This is a genomic window from Bacillus sp. AR8-1 (assembly GCF_008042345.1).
In the GTDB taxonomy this organism is placed as follows: domain Bacteria; phylum Bacillota; class Bacilli; order Bacillales; family Bacillaceae_G; genus Bacillus_A; species Bacillus_A cereus.
Genome location: NZ_QNUB01000016.1, coordinates 176,440 through 193,193 on the forward strand (window position 1 = coordinate 176,440; position 16,754 = coordinate 193,193).

Here is a 16,754-nt window from a genome sequence, read left to right on the forward strand (position 1 = left end):
ACGTGATGTGGGATTGGTTGTTAGTTTAGGAGATAACGCGCTCGAAATTTGTCGGTAAATCGATATGTTGTGTCGAAACGTTGATATATTCGGAGTTACGATCGATATAATCGAATAATCGTTGATATATTTTTTTAAAGAGTGGGATTGGTTGTAGATTAATGTAGAAATTTAATGTTTTCGAAAAAAAGAATTGACTTCTATATTGGTTGTAACTAAAATAGTTACATAAAGATGTAATCAATTTAGTTACAACTAATATCTGCTAAAAATATGATTTATATATTTAATTAAGGATGGTGGTCCATACGTTGCCACCCGGTGTAGAAAGTTACTAACACATTCAAATCAATGCATATTCTAAGCTTTAGTATTTTCTGTTACGGGGCAATAAGGTGCAACGTTATCTTTTGTTAAAAACATTGGTGGATCTTTCTTTGGAAATATTAGTTTTGGGGAAATATAGTAAGGTATCTAAAAAAGAACAAGGTATAAAAAGATGTACTTATATAAACCAAAAATTTAGTTGAGCTGGATAATAAAAAAAAGGTAGGAGATTTAAATGGAGACGAAACAAGATAACCTTATTTACGTATGGGATGCATATTGTGGATGGTGCTATGGTTTTTCAGAAAGTATTAAAGGATTTTACAAAAACCACACTGAAGTGCCATTAACGGTTTTATGTGGAGGGTTATTTTTAGATAATTTACCAATGAAAAACTTCTCATATATAGAAGAAGGAAATAAAAGAATTAATCAACTTACAGGTGCTGAATTTGGTCCTTCATATCAAAAATTGGTGGAGGAAGGGACTTTTAAAATGAATTCGAAAGATGCTGCAATTGGCTTTTTAGCTTTACGCTCATTAGCGCCAGACCGTTTATTAGAATTCACTTCGGCTATGCAAAAAGCGTTTTATTATGAGGGCCAAAGTCTGAGTGATCCTGAAACATATCGCAAAATTGCAATCGAGCATGGTTTGGACCCTGAACAAGTATTAGAACGTTTAAACGCTCAAGAAACAATAATAGATGTCCAAAATGATTTCAATAAAGTTCGACAGCTTGGTGTTAATAGCTATCCTTCCTTACTTTTACAAAAGGATAATCAAATTATTCCTATTGGTGGTGGCGTAATGACGCCGGATAAAATTGAAGCGCGTTTTAAAAATTTATATTAAGAAAATTTAGGATATAGTAGCAAACATGTTATCTTAGGCCACCTGACATTCATCTCCGGAATATTCGCCAGTACTATTACACTTTCAGATGAATGGGAGTGGGAGATTTTATCGGAACAAGATAAAAATATGATAATTAGTTAATAACTTTAACAAAAGGAGAATAACATACTATGTTTAAAACAATCGATACAAATCAAAAAGATGTGAAATTAACGGTGTTTAGTTCGGACGAAAAAAGCTTTATGGTCACAGCAACATTAGTTGAGAAAGCAGGACATGCATTTTTAATAAACTCAAAATTTACTCAATCTGATTCGAAAGAAATTGTTGAGTATCTGAAAAAAAATGACTTATCTTTAGATAAAATCTTTATTACTCATGGGGATCCTGATTACTACTTTGGATTAGAAAATATTAAAGCTGCTTACCCAGAAGCTATAGCGTATGCTACGGAGTCTACTGTTGAACATATCGTTCATTCTGTCTTAGGGAAATTAAAAGTTTGGAAAGACGTCCTTGGAGAAAATGCACCAAGTAACGTGGTATTACCTCAAGTGTTTAAAGAAAACACAATTGATTTTCAGGGGTTAACATTTGAACTAGTAGGCTTAGATCATTACAGAACTAGCTTATTTAATAAAGAGCTGAAAGTATTAATTGGTGGTATTGATGTATTTAACGAAATACATGTATTCTTAGCGGATACTAGTTCAAAAGCGGCGATGGAGGCGTGGATTGAGAACTTGAAAGTGTTACAAGCATTACATGCTGACATAATTGTACCAAGCCATGGATCAATCGAAAAATCTCTAAATAATCAAGCACTTACTGCGACAATGGATTATCTAAGAACTGCGGTTCAAGCTTCTGAGGAAAGTGGAACTTCAAAAGATTTTGTGGCAAAACTTGAAGCAGCATATCCAGACTATGCAAATAAAGGTGTATTAGAATTAAGTGCAAAAGTTGTAACAAAAGAAATGCCTTGGGGTTAATGATATGAATAAATATCAAAAACTATTACATGAAACGTATGTGTTAACTGGCGAAGGGAAATTGGATGCGTTCAAAACGTATTTAAGTGAAAATGTATCTTGGACAGAAGCTGCTGGGTTTCCATATGCAGGTACTTATATAGGTCCAGATGAAGTAGTGAAAAATGTACATGAACGTCTTGGCACGGAATGGGATGACTATAGCGCTAAAGATGAAATTTATACTTTTAATAACAATACTGTTATTGTGTATGGAAAATATAGTGGAACATATAAAGCTACAGGTAAGTCATTTGTAGCAGATTTTTGTCATCTTTATAAGTTTGATGAGAACGATAAGGTTAAGAAGTTTATTCAAATTGTGGACAGTGCAACTGTTAATGAGGTATTAAGTTAGAGTTAATCGTTTCTAATATGCCTTGTATAGGGGGAGGTTAGGATAAATGAAATTCCTAACATTACCCCTGACATTACATTTTGGGGAAGGTTTCTCCTTCTTCAAACTTTTTATAGAAGAAAACTTATTTAAGTAGAAGAGGTAGGTATATATGAAATTAGAGAAAAGTTTAATCATAACAATTATTTCTGTATTTATTTTAGGAGTAGTTTCGACTTTGGTATATCAAGCTTTCACCGGTAATAATAAAGGGAACTCAATAAAGAGCGAGAATGTTGCTTCTGTATCAAAAGAAGTGAAAGAAAATGAAAAGAATAAAAAGATGGTAGTTGATTTCTATAATGAAGTTTTTAACAAACATAATATCGATATTATCCCTAAATATGTTAGCGAAGATTATAAGCAACATAATCCTTTTGTTGCTGATGGACGAAAAGCCTTCATGGATTTCTTTAAGGAGGATTTTGTTAAAAATCCTAATTCCTCTGCAGAGATTAAACGTGTAGTAGCTGAAGGGGATACAGTTGCTCTTCATGTACATTCTCGTACTAATTCTCAAGATAAGGGAGTTGCTATAGTGGATATATTTCGTATCAAGGATGGAAAGATTGTCGAACACTGGGATGTAATTCAAGAGATTCCAAGTGAAGCAGCTAATGATAATACGATGTTTTAGATAGAAGATATATTTAATAATTGTCTAATTGATAGTGCGGTATAGAATTTAGAAATCTAGATAAGTAAAGGAGATGTCCTAGTACCATGCCTGGGATATCTCCTTTTTGTTTTAACGAGATTTAATTTATTGTTACTTGTATTTTTTTATGTACTACTATTCGATTACACATCATTTCAGGCGGTTTTCTTTTATCTCGCATTAACGGGCAGTAAGATCCCCACCTCTTTTAATTCTTCAATTAATAAAAAGTTTGCTTTCAAATTAGAAAGGGTTAGTCCCTCACACCCAAAAACAAAGGGGAACTCAATTATTCAAATTCATATAAAGTTTCAATCTTGTCTAAGCATCCATTAGGATATACAATGGATCATCCATTTTTCTTTACATAATCTCCAGATGCAGTCCATATCAACTATAGATTCTTGTCTTATGCTAAATGTAATCAAAAAGCAAGTAGATAAAGATAATGACTAAAACATTAACTCTAGATACTTTTTTGATGAATATTACAAATAAACAGGAGGTAATGAAAAATGATTAAAGCATTATTAGCAGGAGCAATTTTAAGTACAGGATTGGTAGCGGGAGGTGCAGATGATGCGGAAATGGACAATTTAAAGTCAAATGAAGATAGTTCAAATCAAGTAATTACACAGAGTGTAGATGGAACAACGTCTTTCTCACAAAACTTTGATTTACCTAAAGATGCAGTGCCAGCAACTCCTAAAGGAAACGCAAAAACTGTTGAAAGAACAGAGGGTACAGGTTCTCAAGAAGGAAAAATGGTACCAACAAAAGAAGGTACAGATTCTCAACCAGGATTTGAAATGGGATCCCCTGAGAAACCAGAATATGCAAAAACAGTTGAAAGAACAGAAGGTACAGATTCTCAAGAAGGAAAAATGGTACCAGCAAAAGAAGGAAATTAAATAATATATAGTTATAACGAGGAGCATCCAAAAAGTGGTGCTCTTTTTATATTATAGGAATTAACTAGTTCTACTGAATATAGAACTGTAGGAAGAATTGAGACTAGAACATGGGGGCCTATCTCTTCAAATCATGGTGTTTAGGGCAATAGTTTTGGTGGTAACGTTATAATACAAACATTTTATTAGAGATTTTCTAAATTTACATACACTCTAGATAGACTACATATCAACTTCAGATACTTGTTTTATGATACAAGTAATCAAACAAAAGGAGGGCGATACAAAATGATTAAAACAGTATTAACAGGGCACTCTTTTATGTACAGGAGATTATTAGCAGATGGAGCAAATGTTGAAGATATACAGACAGATAAGCATATTCCATATGAACAAGATGAATTGCAGCAAACTCTAGAAAAGTACGATTCGAAGAAGTTTGAGTTATAAAAAGAAAATAGATAAATGAACAAGAGAAAAGTATTTTCATTTGGATATAGGACTTGAATCAAACTTTTATACTAAAATATATACGGCAAAAAGGAGGGAGTACATTGCAGAAAATTATTTATGGAATATTAATTTTAATATATACTTTGTATTCATTTTTTGTAAGTGATGGAAGTGAAGTAAGGTTTATTATGCTGTTAACTATAGTGCTTATCTTTTCTGTGGTTTTAGAAAAAGGAAATGCAAACCAAACGACTGATTAAGGGGCGTTTGGTTTGCATTTTTTATTGGCTATTACAGTCCAGATGTTTTAGGGGGAGCACCAAATTTCATTTTTGGGGACACTATTAAATTTTTAGTTGATGAAAATACGGTGCAACTCCTACTAGAGAAAACACCGCCTAAAATAGAAAACTTTTAACCTATTATCCTCTATTCCGTAGCTTTTAAGGTATTTAACACGACTTTGGTTGCATCTGCAATAAGTTTATCGTCATATTTAGCATCTTCTTTATCGTGATTAGAAAGTATAGCAAGAACAATCGGCTTTTTATTTGGTGGCCAAATAATTGCGATATCATTTCTTGTTCCGTAAGATCCCGCGCCTGTTTTATCAGCTACTTCCCATCCTTTTGGTACGCCAGCACGAATCAATTTATCTCCAGTTGTATTTCTCTTCATCCAATCTACTAATAGTTCACGTTTTTCTATTGGAAGTGCAGTCCCTAATGTAAATGATTGAAGCGTCTTAGCTATTGCTTCTGGTGTACTGGTATCATGTGTTTCTCCTGGATGCACTTCATTTAATTCAGGTTCAAATCGTTCTGAAGTAGTAACAGTATCTCCCATTTCTCTCAAGATTTTTTCAAATTCAGAGGGACCTCCTAACTGTTTAAGAATCAAATTATGTGCTGTGCTGTCACTATATCGAACTGAAGCATCTGCAAGTTCTTTTAACGTCATTCCTGTATCAACATGCTTTTCAGTAATTGGATTATAATTAGAAAGATCTTCATGAGTATACGTAATTCTTTGATCAAGAGCTTCTAATGAGTTCTTGCGTAAAAGAGCGCCCGCAGCTAATGATTTAGATGTAGATGCAAACGCAAAACGATCATCTGAATGATAAGCAATCGTTTGATTCGTACCTGTGTCCAGTGCATAAATACCAAGCTTAGCATCATATTCTTTTTCAAGTTTAGCAAAAGATTGATTTCCTGTATTTTCTTGTTTAATTTGATTAGCTTGATTCGTTTGTTTAGGTGGTTCAGATTGAGCATTACTATTGGAACAGCCTATAAGTGATACGCATGAAAGTAATACTACAGGTACAATCTTTTTGTAATGTAAAATGTTATAGAACTTGTTTAAAACGAACATAAATTTTCAACCTCTTTCAAGAATATATGGATTTTGTCTAGGTATTCTAAATACCAATGCAATTAAAGATGGCATTGGGTAACAATACTACTGCAGCTAAAATTTCACAGGTTAAATGACATCCAAAACGTTTATCCCGCTATTTGCCGGGCAGTAAGACCCCCGCTGATTAAAGTTTCACTTTATATGATTGATAAGTCACAGTTTGCGTTATTTCTTTTTTGTTTCCACTTGTAATGGTTCACCTGTGAAAGTATTACAATACATGTTTTTTACTTTTGGGAATAATAAGTCCTTTCATTTTTTTGTAATACATAAAAATAGATGTCAAACGGGATATGTTGTATCCAATCTGGACAACTCATATTAGAAATACACTTATTAGACACTCTAAGTAATAAATTTGTTCCACTTTAAGATGAGGAAGAATTTGGGGTTTGTAAAATAACAATGGAACTACGTGTTTTTTCGTCATACAAAAACCTCTACATATAAGTAGAGGTTTTTAAATTGCATATTAACGAATTATGCTTTTTCAGATAAACGAAGATAATAGAATACATAATTTTAACTAGATTTATTGTTAACTAATTTATCCCCACCAAGCTCTGCCTCAATCTGCGAAGTTTTCGATGACTCATCCATACGCCAATACGTAATAAAGCTTATCGCGATACAGCCAGCTACGTAGAAGTAGAATAGTGATTCCATTCCGATACTCTTTAGCCATAAAGCGATGAACTCAGCTGTTCCGCCGAATATCGCGACGGTTAGTGCATATGGTAAACCTACGCCGAGTGCGCGGATTTCAGTTGGGAAGAGTTCTGCTTTTACAATTGCGTTAATTGATGTGTAACCAGTAACGATAATGAGACCGACCATCATGAGTAAAAATGCTACGATTGGTTCTGTCGTTTTTTCCATGAAGAAGAAGATCGGCGCTGTTAGTAATGTTCCGAGAATACCGAATGCCATTAATAGTGGGCGGCGTCCAATTTTATCGGATAGTAGCCCTGCAATCGGTTGAAGTACGACGAAAATAAGTAGTGCGACAAAGTTAATCCAGCTTACAACTTCTTTCGGAAGACCGACTGTGTTTACCATGAACTTTTGTAAATATGTTGTGTACGTATAAAATGCAACAGTGCCTCCTAATGTTAGGCCGACTACTGTTAATACTGCTTTCGGGTGTTTCATAAGCGCGCGAACGGTTCCTGCGCTCTCGCGTTTTTGTGATTTTATGTTTGAGAATTGCTCTGATTCATCCATCGTGCGGCGAAGCCATAATACAGCTACTGCGCCCATCGCTCCAATAATGAATGGAATACGCCATCCCCAAGCTTTCATATCTGGTTCGCTTAGTAATTGCTGAAGAACAATTTGAACGCCTAACGCAACCATCTGTCCGGCAACGAGCGTTACATATTGGAAACTTGAATAAAAACCACGGCGTCCACTACTAGCCATTTCAGATAAATATGTTGCGGAAGTTCCGTACTCTCCGCCGAGTGACAACCCTTGAAGTAAACGAGCAAGAACTAAAATAATAGGGGCCATAATACCGATACTTTCGTAACTCGGTGTACAGGCAATAATTAAAGAACCACCGGCCATAACTGTAATGGAAAGCGTTAATGCTGCCCGGCGTCCGTGCCGATCCGCATAGCGTCCCATTAATAAACTTCCGATAGGGCGCATTAAAAATCCAACTGCGAAAATAGCCGCTGTGTTTAGTAACTGACTCGTTGGATCTCCTTTAGGAAAGAACTCTGCTGAAAAATAAACGGCGAAAGCAGAGTAAACGTACCAGTCGTACCATTCAATTAAATTACCGACAGAACCTTTGAAGATATTGCCAGCGACTCGGTTTGATTTTACTTGAGCCATACTAATTCCTCCTCTTGCTTAGTAATAAAATGATAATTATGAAAGCGTGTTCAATGTAAAAGAATTGTACTGTTCTTTAAATAAAATCTCAATATTATGACAATTTTATTCTTTTTGTACTTTATGAACATGGATATTTTTAATAGTTGCTTCATTTTCAGTTTTGTCATAATAATAGAAAAAGGAGATTGATAGTTTTGAATATTTTATCAAAGGATATGGAGTATGAAGAAATCACGCAAAGTTTCATTGCAAACGAAAATAGTAAGCTTAATTATCACGTTAATTGTATTTGTCGTTCTCCTATTAGCGGGAATATTTGTTTACATTCAGTCCGTTGATACGAAGCGCCAAGTGGAGCAGTTAGCACTGCAAACAGCGAAGTCGCTTTCTTTTATGCCAGCTATAAAAGATGCTTTTCAAAATAACGAGCATAAAAATACGATTCAATCCATTGCGGAACAAGTTCGGGAGCAAGCTGGTGCAGATTATGTCATTATAGAAGACCGTTTTGGGGTTATGTATTCACATTCTAATTCGGGGTTGATTGGAACAAAGAGTAACAACCCGTATAACTATGAGGCACTCACTTTTGGAGGGTACTATACGCTTGAAGGAAATGGTGTAAGTGGTCCAGCCTTAATGGCAAAGGCACCTATTATTGTTCATAACGGAGACTACGATCAAGTAGTAGGCGTTGTAACAGTAGAGTTTTCAATACAAGGTATTGAATCTAACATATTGAGTAGAACGAAAGAAATTATACTCTTTTCCTTAGCGGTATTATTAGCCGGCATTGTTGGTGGAATCCTTTTAGCGCGTAGCATCAGAAAAGATACACTCGGTTTAGAGCCGAATGAAATCGCAGCGTTATACCGGGAACGAAGCGCGATACTACTATCTATAAAAGAAGGAATTATAGCTATTGATCAAAACGGTTTTATTACGATGATGAACACGTCGGCAGAAGAAATGCTTCATGTAAATGATGATTATATGCAGCAGCACATTTCAAAAGTTTTACCGAATTTTAATATGGAAAGAGTGCTAGAAACCGATCAAGAAATCGCGTTTCAAGATAAAGTGTTTATTTTAAACATGACACCGATACTCGAAAATAATAGTACGGTAGGCGTTGTATGTAGTTTTAGAGATAAAACAGAACTGCAAAACTTAGTGAATACGATATCTGAGGTAAGAAAATATTCCGAGGACTTACGTGCTCAAACACATGAATTTACAAATAAACTTTTCGTCTTATCAGGATTACTTCAGTTAGGACATTACAAAGAAGCAATTGAATTTATCCAACAAGAATCTAATATTCATCAAAGCCAAAATCATATTTTGTTCCATCAAATTCACGATGCGAAAGTACAAGCTATTTTATTAGGAAAACTCGGAACAGCGTCTGAGAAGAAAATTGAGTTTCATATTGAAGGAGATAGTGCGCTTCATCCGTTACCAGACCATATAAAGGTGTCGCATCTTATTACGATCCTTGGAAACATAATCGACAATGCATTTGATGCGGTGAGTACACAAGAGGAAAAGAATGTGTCCTTCTTTGTTACGGATATTGGGCACGATATTGTGTTTGAAGTGATAGATAGTGGGATAGGGATACCGGCAGAAAAAATCACGACTATTTTTCAAAAAGGATTTTCAACGAAAGGAAATGATCGTGGTTACGGACTAGCAAACGTGAAAGAAATGGTAGATCTACTAGGGGGAACAATTGAAATTCAAAACGAGAAAAATGGGGGAGCTATTTTTACAATTTACCTTCCGAAAACATTGAAAGAAAGTACATGACAAACAGGGGGATGGACATATGTTGAAGGTGGCAATTGCAGAAGATGATTTCCGCGTCGCGCAAATTCAGGAAGAGTTTTTATTAAAAATAAAGGACGTAAAAGTGATTGGAAAAGCATTGAACGCGAAAGAAACGATGGAACTACTACAAAAGGAAGAAATCGATTTGCTTCTATTAGATAATTACTTACCAGATGGAATTGGAACTGACTTATTACCACAAATTCATGCTGACTTTCCAAGCGTTGACGTCATTATGGTAACAGCGGCGAATGAAAACTATATGCTAGAAAAAGCAATTCGAAATGGCGTAAGCAATTACCTTATAAAACCGGTCACGTTAGAAAAATTCGTTCGCACCATTGAAGACTATAAAAGAAAGAAGCAACTATTACATAGTAACAATGAAGTAAATCAAGCACTCATCGATAACTTCTTCGGTATTTCGCAAACACAAGACATAAAAAACTTACCGACAGGTGTGGATCCGTTAACACTGCAAAAAGTGAAAGGGATTATAAAAGGATTTGAAGAGGGCATTACAATAGAAGAAATGGGAGAACAAATGGGGGCCTCCAGAACAACCGCAAGAAGATACTTGGAATACTTAGTAGCGACAAACGAATGCACAGTAGAGTACACATACGGCATTATCGGACGACCAGAACGAAAGTACCGAATAGGACGAGGACTATGAAAAAACGATTATTACTATGTATATGGATCATGACAGGAGTAATAGCTGGTTGTTCCTCAGAAAAATCCCATACGAATAAAGTGAACATCGACAAAGTAGAAATTGTTGCTCCAAATGTTCAAGGGGCAGGATGGGACTTAACAGCACGAGCGATGCAAAAAACGCTGGCAGAAGAAAAAATCTTCACAAAACCAATCACAGTCACAAACAAAGTAGGTGGCAGTGGTGATGTCGGATGGAAATATACGAAACAAAAAGGCGGTCACGTACTGGCGATTAACTCAAGCTTACTCTTAACGAACAACCTACTAGGCCACAGTAAACTAACATATAAAGACTTCACCCCGCTCGCAACTCTCGCGTCGGACTGGGAAGTCGTTGTCGTATCAAAAGAATCAAACATAGATAACGCAAAACAACTAATGGAACAACTAAAACAAAACAAGAAAAACTTCAAAATCGGCGTTGCCCCAGGCCTAGGAAACGACGATCACCTATCATTCGTACAAGTAAGCAAAGCCTTCGGCATAAACCCAGCCGAACTACAATTCTTCGTCTACGAAAACAAAGAAAAAATCATAAACGCCCTAACGAACAAACAAATAAACGCCGCAACCATGACCCTATCCGAAGCCGAAAAACACTACAAAGCAGGCAAAATAAAAATACTAGCCGTATCCGCACCAAAACGCCTAGACCGACTACCAGAAATCCCAACATGGAAAGAACAAGGAATCAACGTCATCTTCCAGCACTGGAAAGGAATTATGGGCCCGAAAGATATGACAGAGGAAGAGGTTGCTTATTGGGATGGTGTTATTAAGAGGATGGTGGAGAGTGATAGTTGGAAGGGGATTTTGAGGGAGAGAGGGTGGAATTCTTATTATAAGGATAGTGGGGAGAGTATGATATTTCTTGAGCAGAGTAGTCAGGAGTATGGGGAGTTAGTGGGGAATAATAGGAATTAGTAGATCATACGGTATGGCGTATGATTTTTCTTTTATACATAGTTTGGTAAAATAGTAGTAATTGTAATTAATTGTAATTAATTGTAACGGTGGGGATGAAAATGTTAGAGCAACTCATAATTGAATTGGCTAAATTAACGGAGCAGGTTGAAGATATAAATGGTGATAAAACTTATTTGGTTATAAATAAAGATGATGAAAGATTATACGTTGAAGCTAAATTTTCACGTGAGCAATATGAAGAGGAAGCATCACCTTATTTTAAAGTGAGTTTTGAAATTCTTAAGGATGCTTGGAGAAAATTTATCGCTATGCGTACAGTAAAGAGTGAAGATTTTGGACAAGCGGGTGAATGTAATACTTTCTTGGTAGCTTTCTTTTCACAGCTTCCATTTGTGGATGTAAAGGAATCGGGAGCTATTACATTTAAAGAATTCAAAACCGATAATCTACCAAGCGAAAAATACGATAAAGTCATGCTCTTTTTAGAAGAGATCATGAATGGTACATATAATCCAAGTACGTTACGTGAACAAACGGATGAAAATTTATATAGAATGAAATCTAATGCGCGCCAAGATTTAAGATTGTTGGGCTTTTTGAATGAATCTCATGAAATAAATCAGTTGCTATTAAGCGAATGTGTTCAATCGGAAGATAAGAAAAACTACATGGCACAGCTAATTTTAAAACAAGAATATTTCCGTCATGCTTTATTTGTTCTTGGATTGTTAGAGAAGTATTCAAAGGATGAAAAGAAAGCAGCTCTAGTTGATTTGGGAATGACAATTGTCCGAAATTCATTAGGGGATAATTTGATGGTTGAATCGGTAGCGAGGCGGCGTACGAATAATTTACTAGATTGGCTTGAACAAGTGGGACTAGTTAATGATGAATGGATTTCTGTTGAACAATATGTAAAAGATGATGGGGAAAAGGGCGGTAGTATGAACAGTAATTTGCGTGAAAAGTTTTTAACGGTTATGAATGAGTATTTACAGGCGAAAACAGAGAGATTTGCGGGTCATAAAATGGGATCGGTTGTTAGGAATGAGATGACAACGGAAATAACGAGGTTACCATATATTGATCATAATCAATATGTTGTCACAGGGTCAATTGGCCAAGGAAATTGGGCTGCTGTTCCGTGGCTTGCAATTATGAATAAAGATATTACGACATCTACGCAACGAGGATATTATATCGTTTATTTATTTAGTGAAGATATGGAACGATTATATTTAACATTGGCGCAAGGTGTGACGGAAACGCCTAAAGAAGAGATGCAAAAAATTAAAGAAGAGATTCGTGAGCAAATACATATGTCCCAAAATGTGAAAAAAGATGATGAAATCTTCCTAGGTACAAGCACGAAAGCAAAGGGATATGCGAATTCAACAGCTGCATATATTGCGTACGATGCTAATAAAATGCCAAGTGAAAAAGAGTTAGTAGAGGATCTAGAAGAAATGCTTCGCTATTATGAGGGATTCATAGCTTATAAAGAGGAAGGAACGAAATATGAAGTGATTTATGGGAGGAAAGAAGTCTATTTAGATCAGCAATCCATTATTGATCATGTGTCTTCTTATATTCAAAGTAAAGGTTTCTATTATGAGGAAAAGGATCTTGTTAATTTCTTCCTTTCATTAAAGACGAAGCCGTTTGTGATTTTATCAGGTATTTCAGGTACAGGGAAAACGAAAATTGTGCAGTGGTTCGCGGAGAGTTTAGGGGCTACGGAAGAGAATGGACAATTTACGCTTATTCCGGTTAGACCTGATTGGAGTGATAGTTCTGATTTGCTTGGCTATGTGAACCTTCAAGGGGAGTTTCAAGAAAGGCCGTTAATTAAAGTTCTTGAAAATGCAGATGCAAATCCAAATAGGCCTTATTTTGTAGTATTGGATGAGATGAATTTAGCTCGAGTGGAATACTATTTTAGTGATTTTTTAAGTGTAATTGAGAGCCGTAAATGGAAAGATGGAAAAATTGTTACGTCACCAGTACTTCCAGAATCAATTACGAATAAGCACATTACGATCCCATCAAATGTATATATTATCGGAACTGTAAATATGGACGAAACGACACATCCGTTAAGTAAGAAAGTATTAGATCGAGCGAATACAATTGAGTTTAATACTGTTAACTTAGATTATTTTAATTTCTTAATGGATATGGAAGAGAAGGAAGCTGAAATTGTTTCTAATAGCTCTTTAGAAACCGAGTATCTTCACCTAAAAGAATGTTTTAAAGAAAACGAAAATCTTGTGAGAAATATATCGACTATTTTAATAGAAATAAATAAAACACTTGAATCAGTGGGGGCTCAAGTTGGGTATCGTATACGAGATGAAATTTGTTTCTACATGGCATACAACGAACAAGGAAAGTTATTGTCATTCGATGAAGCACTTGATTATCAAATATATCAAAAGATTTTACCGCGTCTTGCGGGGAGCGATGGAAGAACAGAAGAGGTATTAAAGCAGTTGTATGTATTATGTACAAATGAAGAATATGATAGTGGCAATAATGATGCTTCCTATGCTAAGTATCCTCGTTCAGCTAACAAGCTGTCTCATATGTTAAGGAGGTTCGAGTATGATGGTTTCACCTCTTTCTGGATCTAATAATGAGATAGAGCTAGTTAAGATTGAAACAGAAGAGCTATCATTGACGATTAAGGGAAATCCTTATCATGAAAAATACGAGAGTTTAAAAGAATATCACGCTATGAACGCAGATGAGATGATGTATTTTCATGTAGATGGGGAGACCGAATCCGTTTCTGTATTTGATGTGAGATTGCAGAGGTTAGAAGAATGGAACGAACACCCACCAATCTTTTTTGAAAATAGAAGTTATCAGCTTGTTGTTGTTCCGAAAAATAACAGGCAGCTCTCTTTTTATCATGAACATCCGGGTTTTCGAAAACAAGTTAGTTCTATTCAAATGGGGGCACTTCATGTGTTAATGGGGAATCTTTCGTTTCCAAATGAAGTAGGAAATACAACATTCGAAATTAAAGACGAGCAAGAAACTTTATTAACTGTTACATTTGAAGTTTTCCCGGCAAAACTGGATTATAAGGATGATTACAGATCCTTATTAGATGAAGTAAATGATGAAATTTATAATTTAGCGTTTCATTTACTAAAGAGAACTTACTTAGGAGCATCTACAATTTACGCTACAAATCCATCGAAGAGTGAGTTCTATCGTATTTTAAATGATTCCTTTGAGCGGTTTATGAAGTCGATCTCTCACATTAAAAGACAGCCGCATCATACGCTTATGACTAGACATCAACTTGTACGAGGAGAAAAAATTCGTAAATTGGATTCTGTCGGAATGAACTATTTGCGAAAGCGACCACACTTACTGCAAGGAGAAAACAGTATACCGACTAAAGGGATTACAGCTTATAAGGAAGTTTCTTATGATACGCTGGAAAATCGATTTGTTAAATGGATGATTCAAAGAGTCGTACATAAAATAGATGATTTACTTAAGGCATTAGAGCCGAAGTCTAGATATACACGTGGTGTAACTGATGAAGATTTGCTAGAGCGTGTAAAAAATATGAAGTATCGAATGAAAAATGAATTGAACGATCCATTTTGGAGAGGAATCGGAAAATTAGATCGCTCAGTCTTTTCACTCGTTATCCAAATGGCTGCAGGCTATAGAGATGCATATCAAATCTTCTTAATGCTATCGCGAGGTTTAACATTACGAGGACAAATTTTCAAAATGTCTGTAAAAGATGTCGCAAGGTTATACGAATACTGGACGTATTTAAAACTCGGACAAATTCTATCTAAAAAATATATACCGCTTCATCAAGATGTTATTCAAGTTAAACAAGATGGTTTATACGTAACGCTTGATGAAAGTAAAACTGCAAAAAGAACGTTCAAGCATCCAGTCACTGGTGAAGTAATAGAACTGTATTTCCAGAAAAGGAACGGTAGACTGCCAACAGTTACACAAAAGCCAGATACGATGCTCGCTATTGAGAAAAAGGGAAAGAACTATCAATATCAATATATTTTTGATGCGAAATACCGAATTGATTTTGCTGAAAGGTCTCATTATAAAAAGAAGTATGGTATTCCTGGCCCAATGGAAGAGGACATTAATACAATGCACCGCTACAGAGATGCATTAGTTGTGGAACAAGATGGACCTTTTGAGCGGACAGCTTACGGAGCGTACGTATTATTCCCATGGAACCAAGAGGAAGCGTACGAGAACCATCCATTTTATAAAAGTATCGAAAAAGTAAATATCGGTGGATTCCCGTTCTTACCAAACGCAACAAGACTAGTCGAACAATTTCTAGACCATCTCATTGAAAAAAGCCCAGAAGAAATTATAAGAGAAGGCATCCTTCCAAGAGGCACAAAAGAAGAATGGCATTCATCACTAGAAGAAAAAGTATTAGTGGGCAGCGTGAAAACCGAAAGTGATTATGAAACGTATAGAAAGAATGGCGTATATCAATTACCAATCAAACAGCTAAAACCAGGATGGCAAGAAGCGAAGTACATAGCATTATATGCACCGAAAAAATGGTACGGAGAAAAAGGTGGAATTCAATACGTAGCTAAAATCAAGCACATTCAAATGCAACAAAACGATGAGTATGTACATTTCGAACTAGAGCCATGGAAAAAACTAGATCACCTCATCCGCCCAGTAGGATATGGCATTCAAACATACACCATAACAACTATGTCGTTATTAAAAGAAGTACAAGAACTCCCAGAACTCTTCATGAAATCAAAGGAAGAACGAACTCTTTGGAAAACACTGCGCCGTTTTACGAAGCAAGTTAAGGTTGAGTTGGATCATAACAACTTAGATGAGGCTTCTTCTATTAAGAGTTATTATGTGCAGGATGTTCAGATTTGGGTTGATTATGAGAATGGGGTTGTTATGGTGGGGAGAGATGGGTTAGTTAAAGAGGTTCCTTTGGAGTTGGTTGTTGGTAGGGGATCGGTGTTGTTTAGGGAGGTCTTAGAGATTTTAAATGCTGGAGGATAATATAAAAATAAGGGAGCAAGTGAGTTATCGCAAGATGCTTTTATTTATTGGCTAGCAGAGTGAACGAACCTAATCTATAAAGAAATTGATGAATGGTTACATACAGCAGGTATAGATTTTATTAAAAGAAAGTTTTTCTTTTAATAGTTTGAAATAGAGCATATAGCTGTAGGGGTGGAGAGTTATCATTAATATTGTTTGAAAAAGAATAATCACCCACCGAAACTCCCACTAAATTAGCATACATAGTTAAGAAATCTTGATTTTTAGGGAGTTTCAACGGCTGTATATAATTAAATGGAAATAAATAACGAAATAA

14 protein-coding genes are annotated in these 16,754 nt (G+C 35.5%); 12 read left to right on the forward strand and 2 right to left on the reverse strand.

The window, feature by feature from the left end; translation table 11 throughout:
- Positions 1 to 562: 562 nt before the first annotated feature.
- From DN400_RS10345 to DN400_RS29380, 7 genes are all read left to right on the forward strand, one after another.
- The gene (locus DN400_RS10345; RefSeq protein ID WP_065228378.1) at positions 563 to 1,183 is read left to right on the forward strand and encodes a DsbA family protein; all 621 of its coding nucleotides are present in this window, start codon (positions 563 to 565) and stop codon (positions 1,181 to 1,183) included.
- Positions 1,184 to 1,356: 173 nt separating this feature from the next.
- Positions 1,357 to 2,178: an MBL fold metallo-hydrolase gene (locus DN400_RS10350; protein WP_061660959.1), complete on the forward strand. Its 822-nt coding sequence runs from the start codon at positions 1,357 to 1,359 to the stop codon at positions 2,176 to 2,178.
- 4 nt (positions 2,179 to 2,182) lie between these two features.
- Positions 2,183 to 2,575: a nuclear transport factor 2 family protein gene (locus DN400_RS10355; RefSeq protein WP_001046367.1), complete on the forward strand. Its 393-nt coding sequence runs from the start codon at positions 2,183 to 2,185 to the stop codon at positions 2,573 to 2,575.
- Positions 2,576 to 2,726: 151 nt separating this feature from the next.
- Positions 2,727 to 3,251, forward strand: coding sequence for a nuclear transport factor 2 family protein (locus DN400_RS10360; protein WP_065228379.1), 525 nt, complete (start codon positions 2,727 to 2,729; stop codon positions 3,249 to 3,251).
- 536 nt (positions 3,252 to 3,787) lie between these two features.
- Positions 3,788 to 4,183 carry an alpha-ketoglutarate permease gene (locus DN400_RS10365; RefSeq protein ID WP_147801667.1) on the forward strand — a complete coding sequence of 132 codons (396 nt, stop codon included), beginning with the start codon at positions 3,788 to 3,790 and terminating at the stop codon, positions 4,181 to 4,183.
- A 288-nt stretch (positions 4,184 to 4,471) separates the two neighbouring features.
- Positions 4,472 to 4,633, forward strand: a complete 162-nt coding sequence (locus tag DN400_RS29375) for a hypothetical protein (protein WP_170956755.1) — start codon at positions 4,472 to 4,474, stop codon at positions 4,631 to 4,633.
- 104 nt (positions 4,634 to 4,737) lie between these two features.
- Complete coding sequence (locus DN400_RS29380; RefSeq protein WP_016513668.1) at positions 4,738 to 4,896, forward strand: hypothetical protein; 159 nt, start codon at positions 4,738 to 4,740, stop codon at positions 4,894 to 4,896.
- A 169-nt stretch (positions 4,897 to 5,065) separates the two neighbouring features.
- Here the strand turns inward: DN400_RS29380 and blaIII are convergent, their stop codons facing one another.
- Complete coding sequence (blaIII, locus tag DN400_RS10370; protein WP_016082674.1) at positions 5,066 to 6,013, reverse strand: class A beta-lactamase BlaIII; 948 nt, start codon at positions 6,011 to 6,013, stop codon at positions 5,066 to 5,068.
- A 567-nt stretch (positions 6,014 to 6,580) separates the two neighbouring features.
- Positions 6,581 to 7,900, reverse strand: a complete 1,320-nt coding sequence (locus DN400_RS10380) for an MFS transporter (protein WP_016513670.1) — start codon at positions 7,898 to 7,900, stop codon at positions 6,581 to 6,583.
- Between the two features lie 225 nt (positions 7,901 to 8,125).
- On the opposite strand from DN400_RS10380, the gene DN400_RS10385 reads away from it, so the two are divergent.
- The 5 genes from DN400_RS10385 (at position 8,126) to DN400_RS10405 (ending at position 16,435) form a co-directional block, all read left to right on the forward strand.
- Entirely contained in the window at positions 8,126 to 9,715 is a 1,590-nt protein-coding gene (locus DN400_RS10385) for an ATP-binding protein (protein ID WP_065228382.1), read from the forward strand.
- A 19-nt stretch (positions 9,716 to 9,734) separates the two neighbouring features.
- Positions 9,735 to 10,412, forward strand: a complete 678-nt coding sequence (locus DN400_RS10390) for a response regulator (RefSeq protein ID WP_065228383.1) — start codon at positions 9,735 to 9,737, stop codon at positions 10,410 to 10,412.
- Positions 10,409 to 11,380 carry a tripartite tricarboxylate transporter substrate binding protein gene (locus DN400_RS10395; protein ID WP_147801668.1) on the forward strand — a complete coding sequence of 324 codons (972 nt, stop codon included), beginning with the start codon at positions 10,409 to 10,411 and terminating at the stop codon, positions 11,378 to 11,380. Before DN400_RS10390 ends, DN400_RS10395 begins: the two co-directional genes overlap by 4 nt.
- A 101-nt stretch (positions 11,381 to 11,481) precedes the next feature.
- The gene (locus tag DN400_RS10400) at positions 11,482 to 14,016 is read left to right on the forward strand and encodes an MrcB family domain-containing protein (RefSeq protein ID WP_098907911.1); all 2,535 of its coding nucleotides are present in this window, start codon (positions 11,482 to 11,484) and stop codon (positions 14,014 to 14,016) included.
- Positions 13,991 to 16,435, forward strand: coding sequence for a restriction endonuclease-like protein (locus tag DN400_RS10405; RefSeq protein ID WP_142306845.1), 2,445 nt, complete (start codon positions 13,991 to 13,993; stop codon positions 16,433 to 16,435). The genes DN400_RS10400 and DN400_RS10405 overlap by 26 nt, the downstream gene beginning before the upstream one ends.
- Positions 16,436 to 16,754 lie beyond the last annotated feature (319 nt).

Coding starts and splice junctions, on each gene's coding strand:
- DN400_RS10345 (WP_065228378.1), top strand. CDS start 563: ATGGAGACGAAACAAGATAACCTTATTTACGTATGGGATGCATATTGT.
- DN400_RS10350 (WP_061660959.1), top strand. CDS start 1,357: ATGTTTAAAACAATCGATACAAATCAAAAAGATGTGAAATTAACGGTG.
- DN400_RS10355 (WP_001046367.1), top strand. CDS start 2,183: ATGAATAAATATCAAAAACTATTACATGAAACGTATGTGTTAACTGGC.
- DN400_RS10360 (WP_065228379.1), top strand. CDS start 2,727: ATGAAATTAGAGAAAAGTTTAATCATAACAATTATTTCTGTATTTATT.
- DN400_RS10365 (WP_147801667.1), top strand. CDS start 3,788: ATGATTAAAGCATTATTAGCAGGAGCAATTTTAAGTACAGGATTGGTA.
- DN400_RS29375 (WP_170956755.1), top strand. CDS start 4,472: ATGATTAAAACAGTATTAACAGGGCACTCTTTTATGTACAGGAGATTA.
- blaIII (WP_016082674.1), bottom strand. CDS start 6,013: ATGTTCGTTTTAAACAAGTTCTATAACATTTTACATTACAAAAAGATT.
- DN400_RS10380 (WP_016513670.1), bottom strand. CDS start 7,900: ATGGCTCAAGTAAAATCAAACCGAGTCGCTGGCAATATCTTCAAAGGT.
- DN400_RS10385 (WP_065228382.1), top strand. CDS start 8,126: ATGAAGAAATCACGCAAAGTTTCATTGCAAACGAAAATAGTAAGCTTA.
- DN400_RS10390 (WP_065228383.1), top strand. CDS start 9,735: ATGTTGAAGGTGGCAATTGCAGAAGATGATTTCCGCGTCGCGCAAATT.
- DN400_RS10395 (WP_147801668.1), top strand. CDS start 10,409: ATGAAAAAACGATTATTACTATGTATATGGATCATGACAGGAGTAATA.
- DN400_RS10400 (WP_098907911.1), top strand. CDS start 11,482: ATGTTAGAGCAACTCATAATTGAATTGGCTAAATTAACGGAGCAGGTT.
- DN400_RS10405 (WP_142306845.1), top strand. CDS start 13,991: ATGGTTTCACCTCTTTCTGGATCTAATAATGAGATAGAGCTAGTTAAG.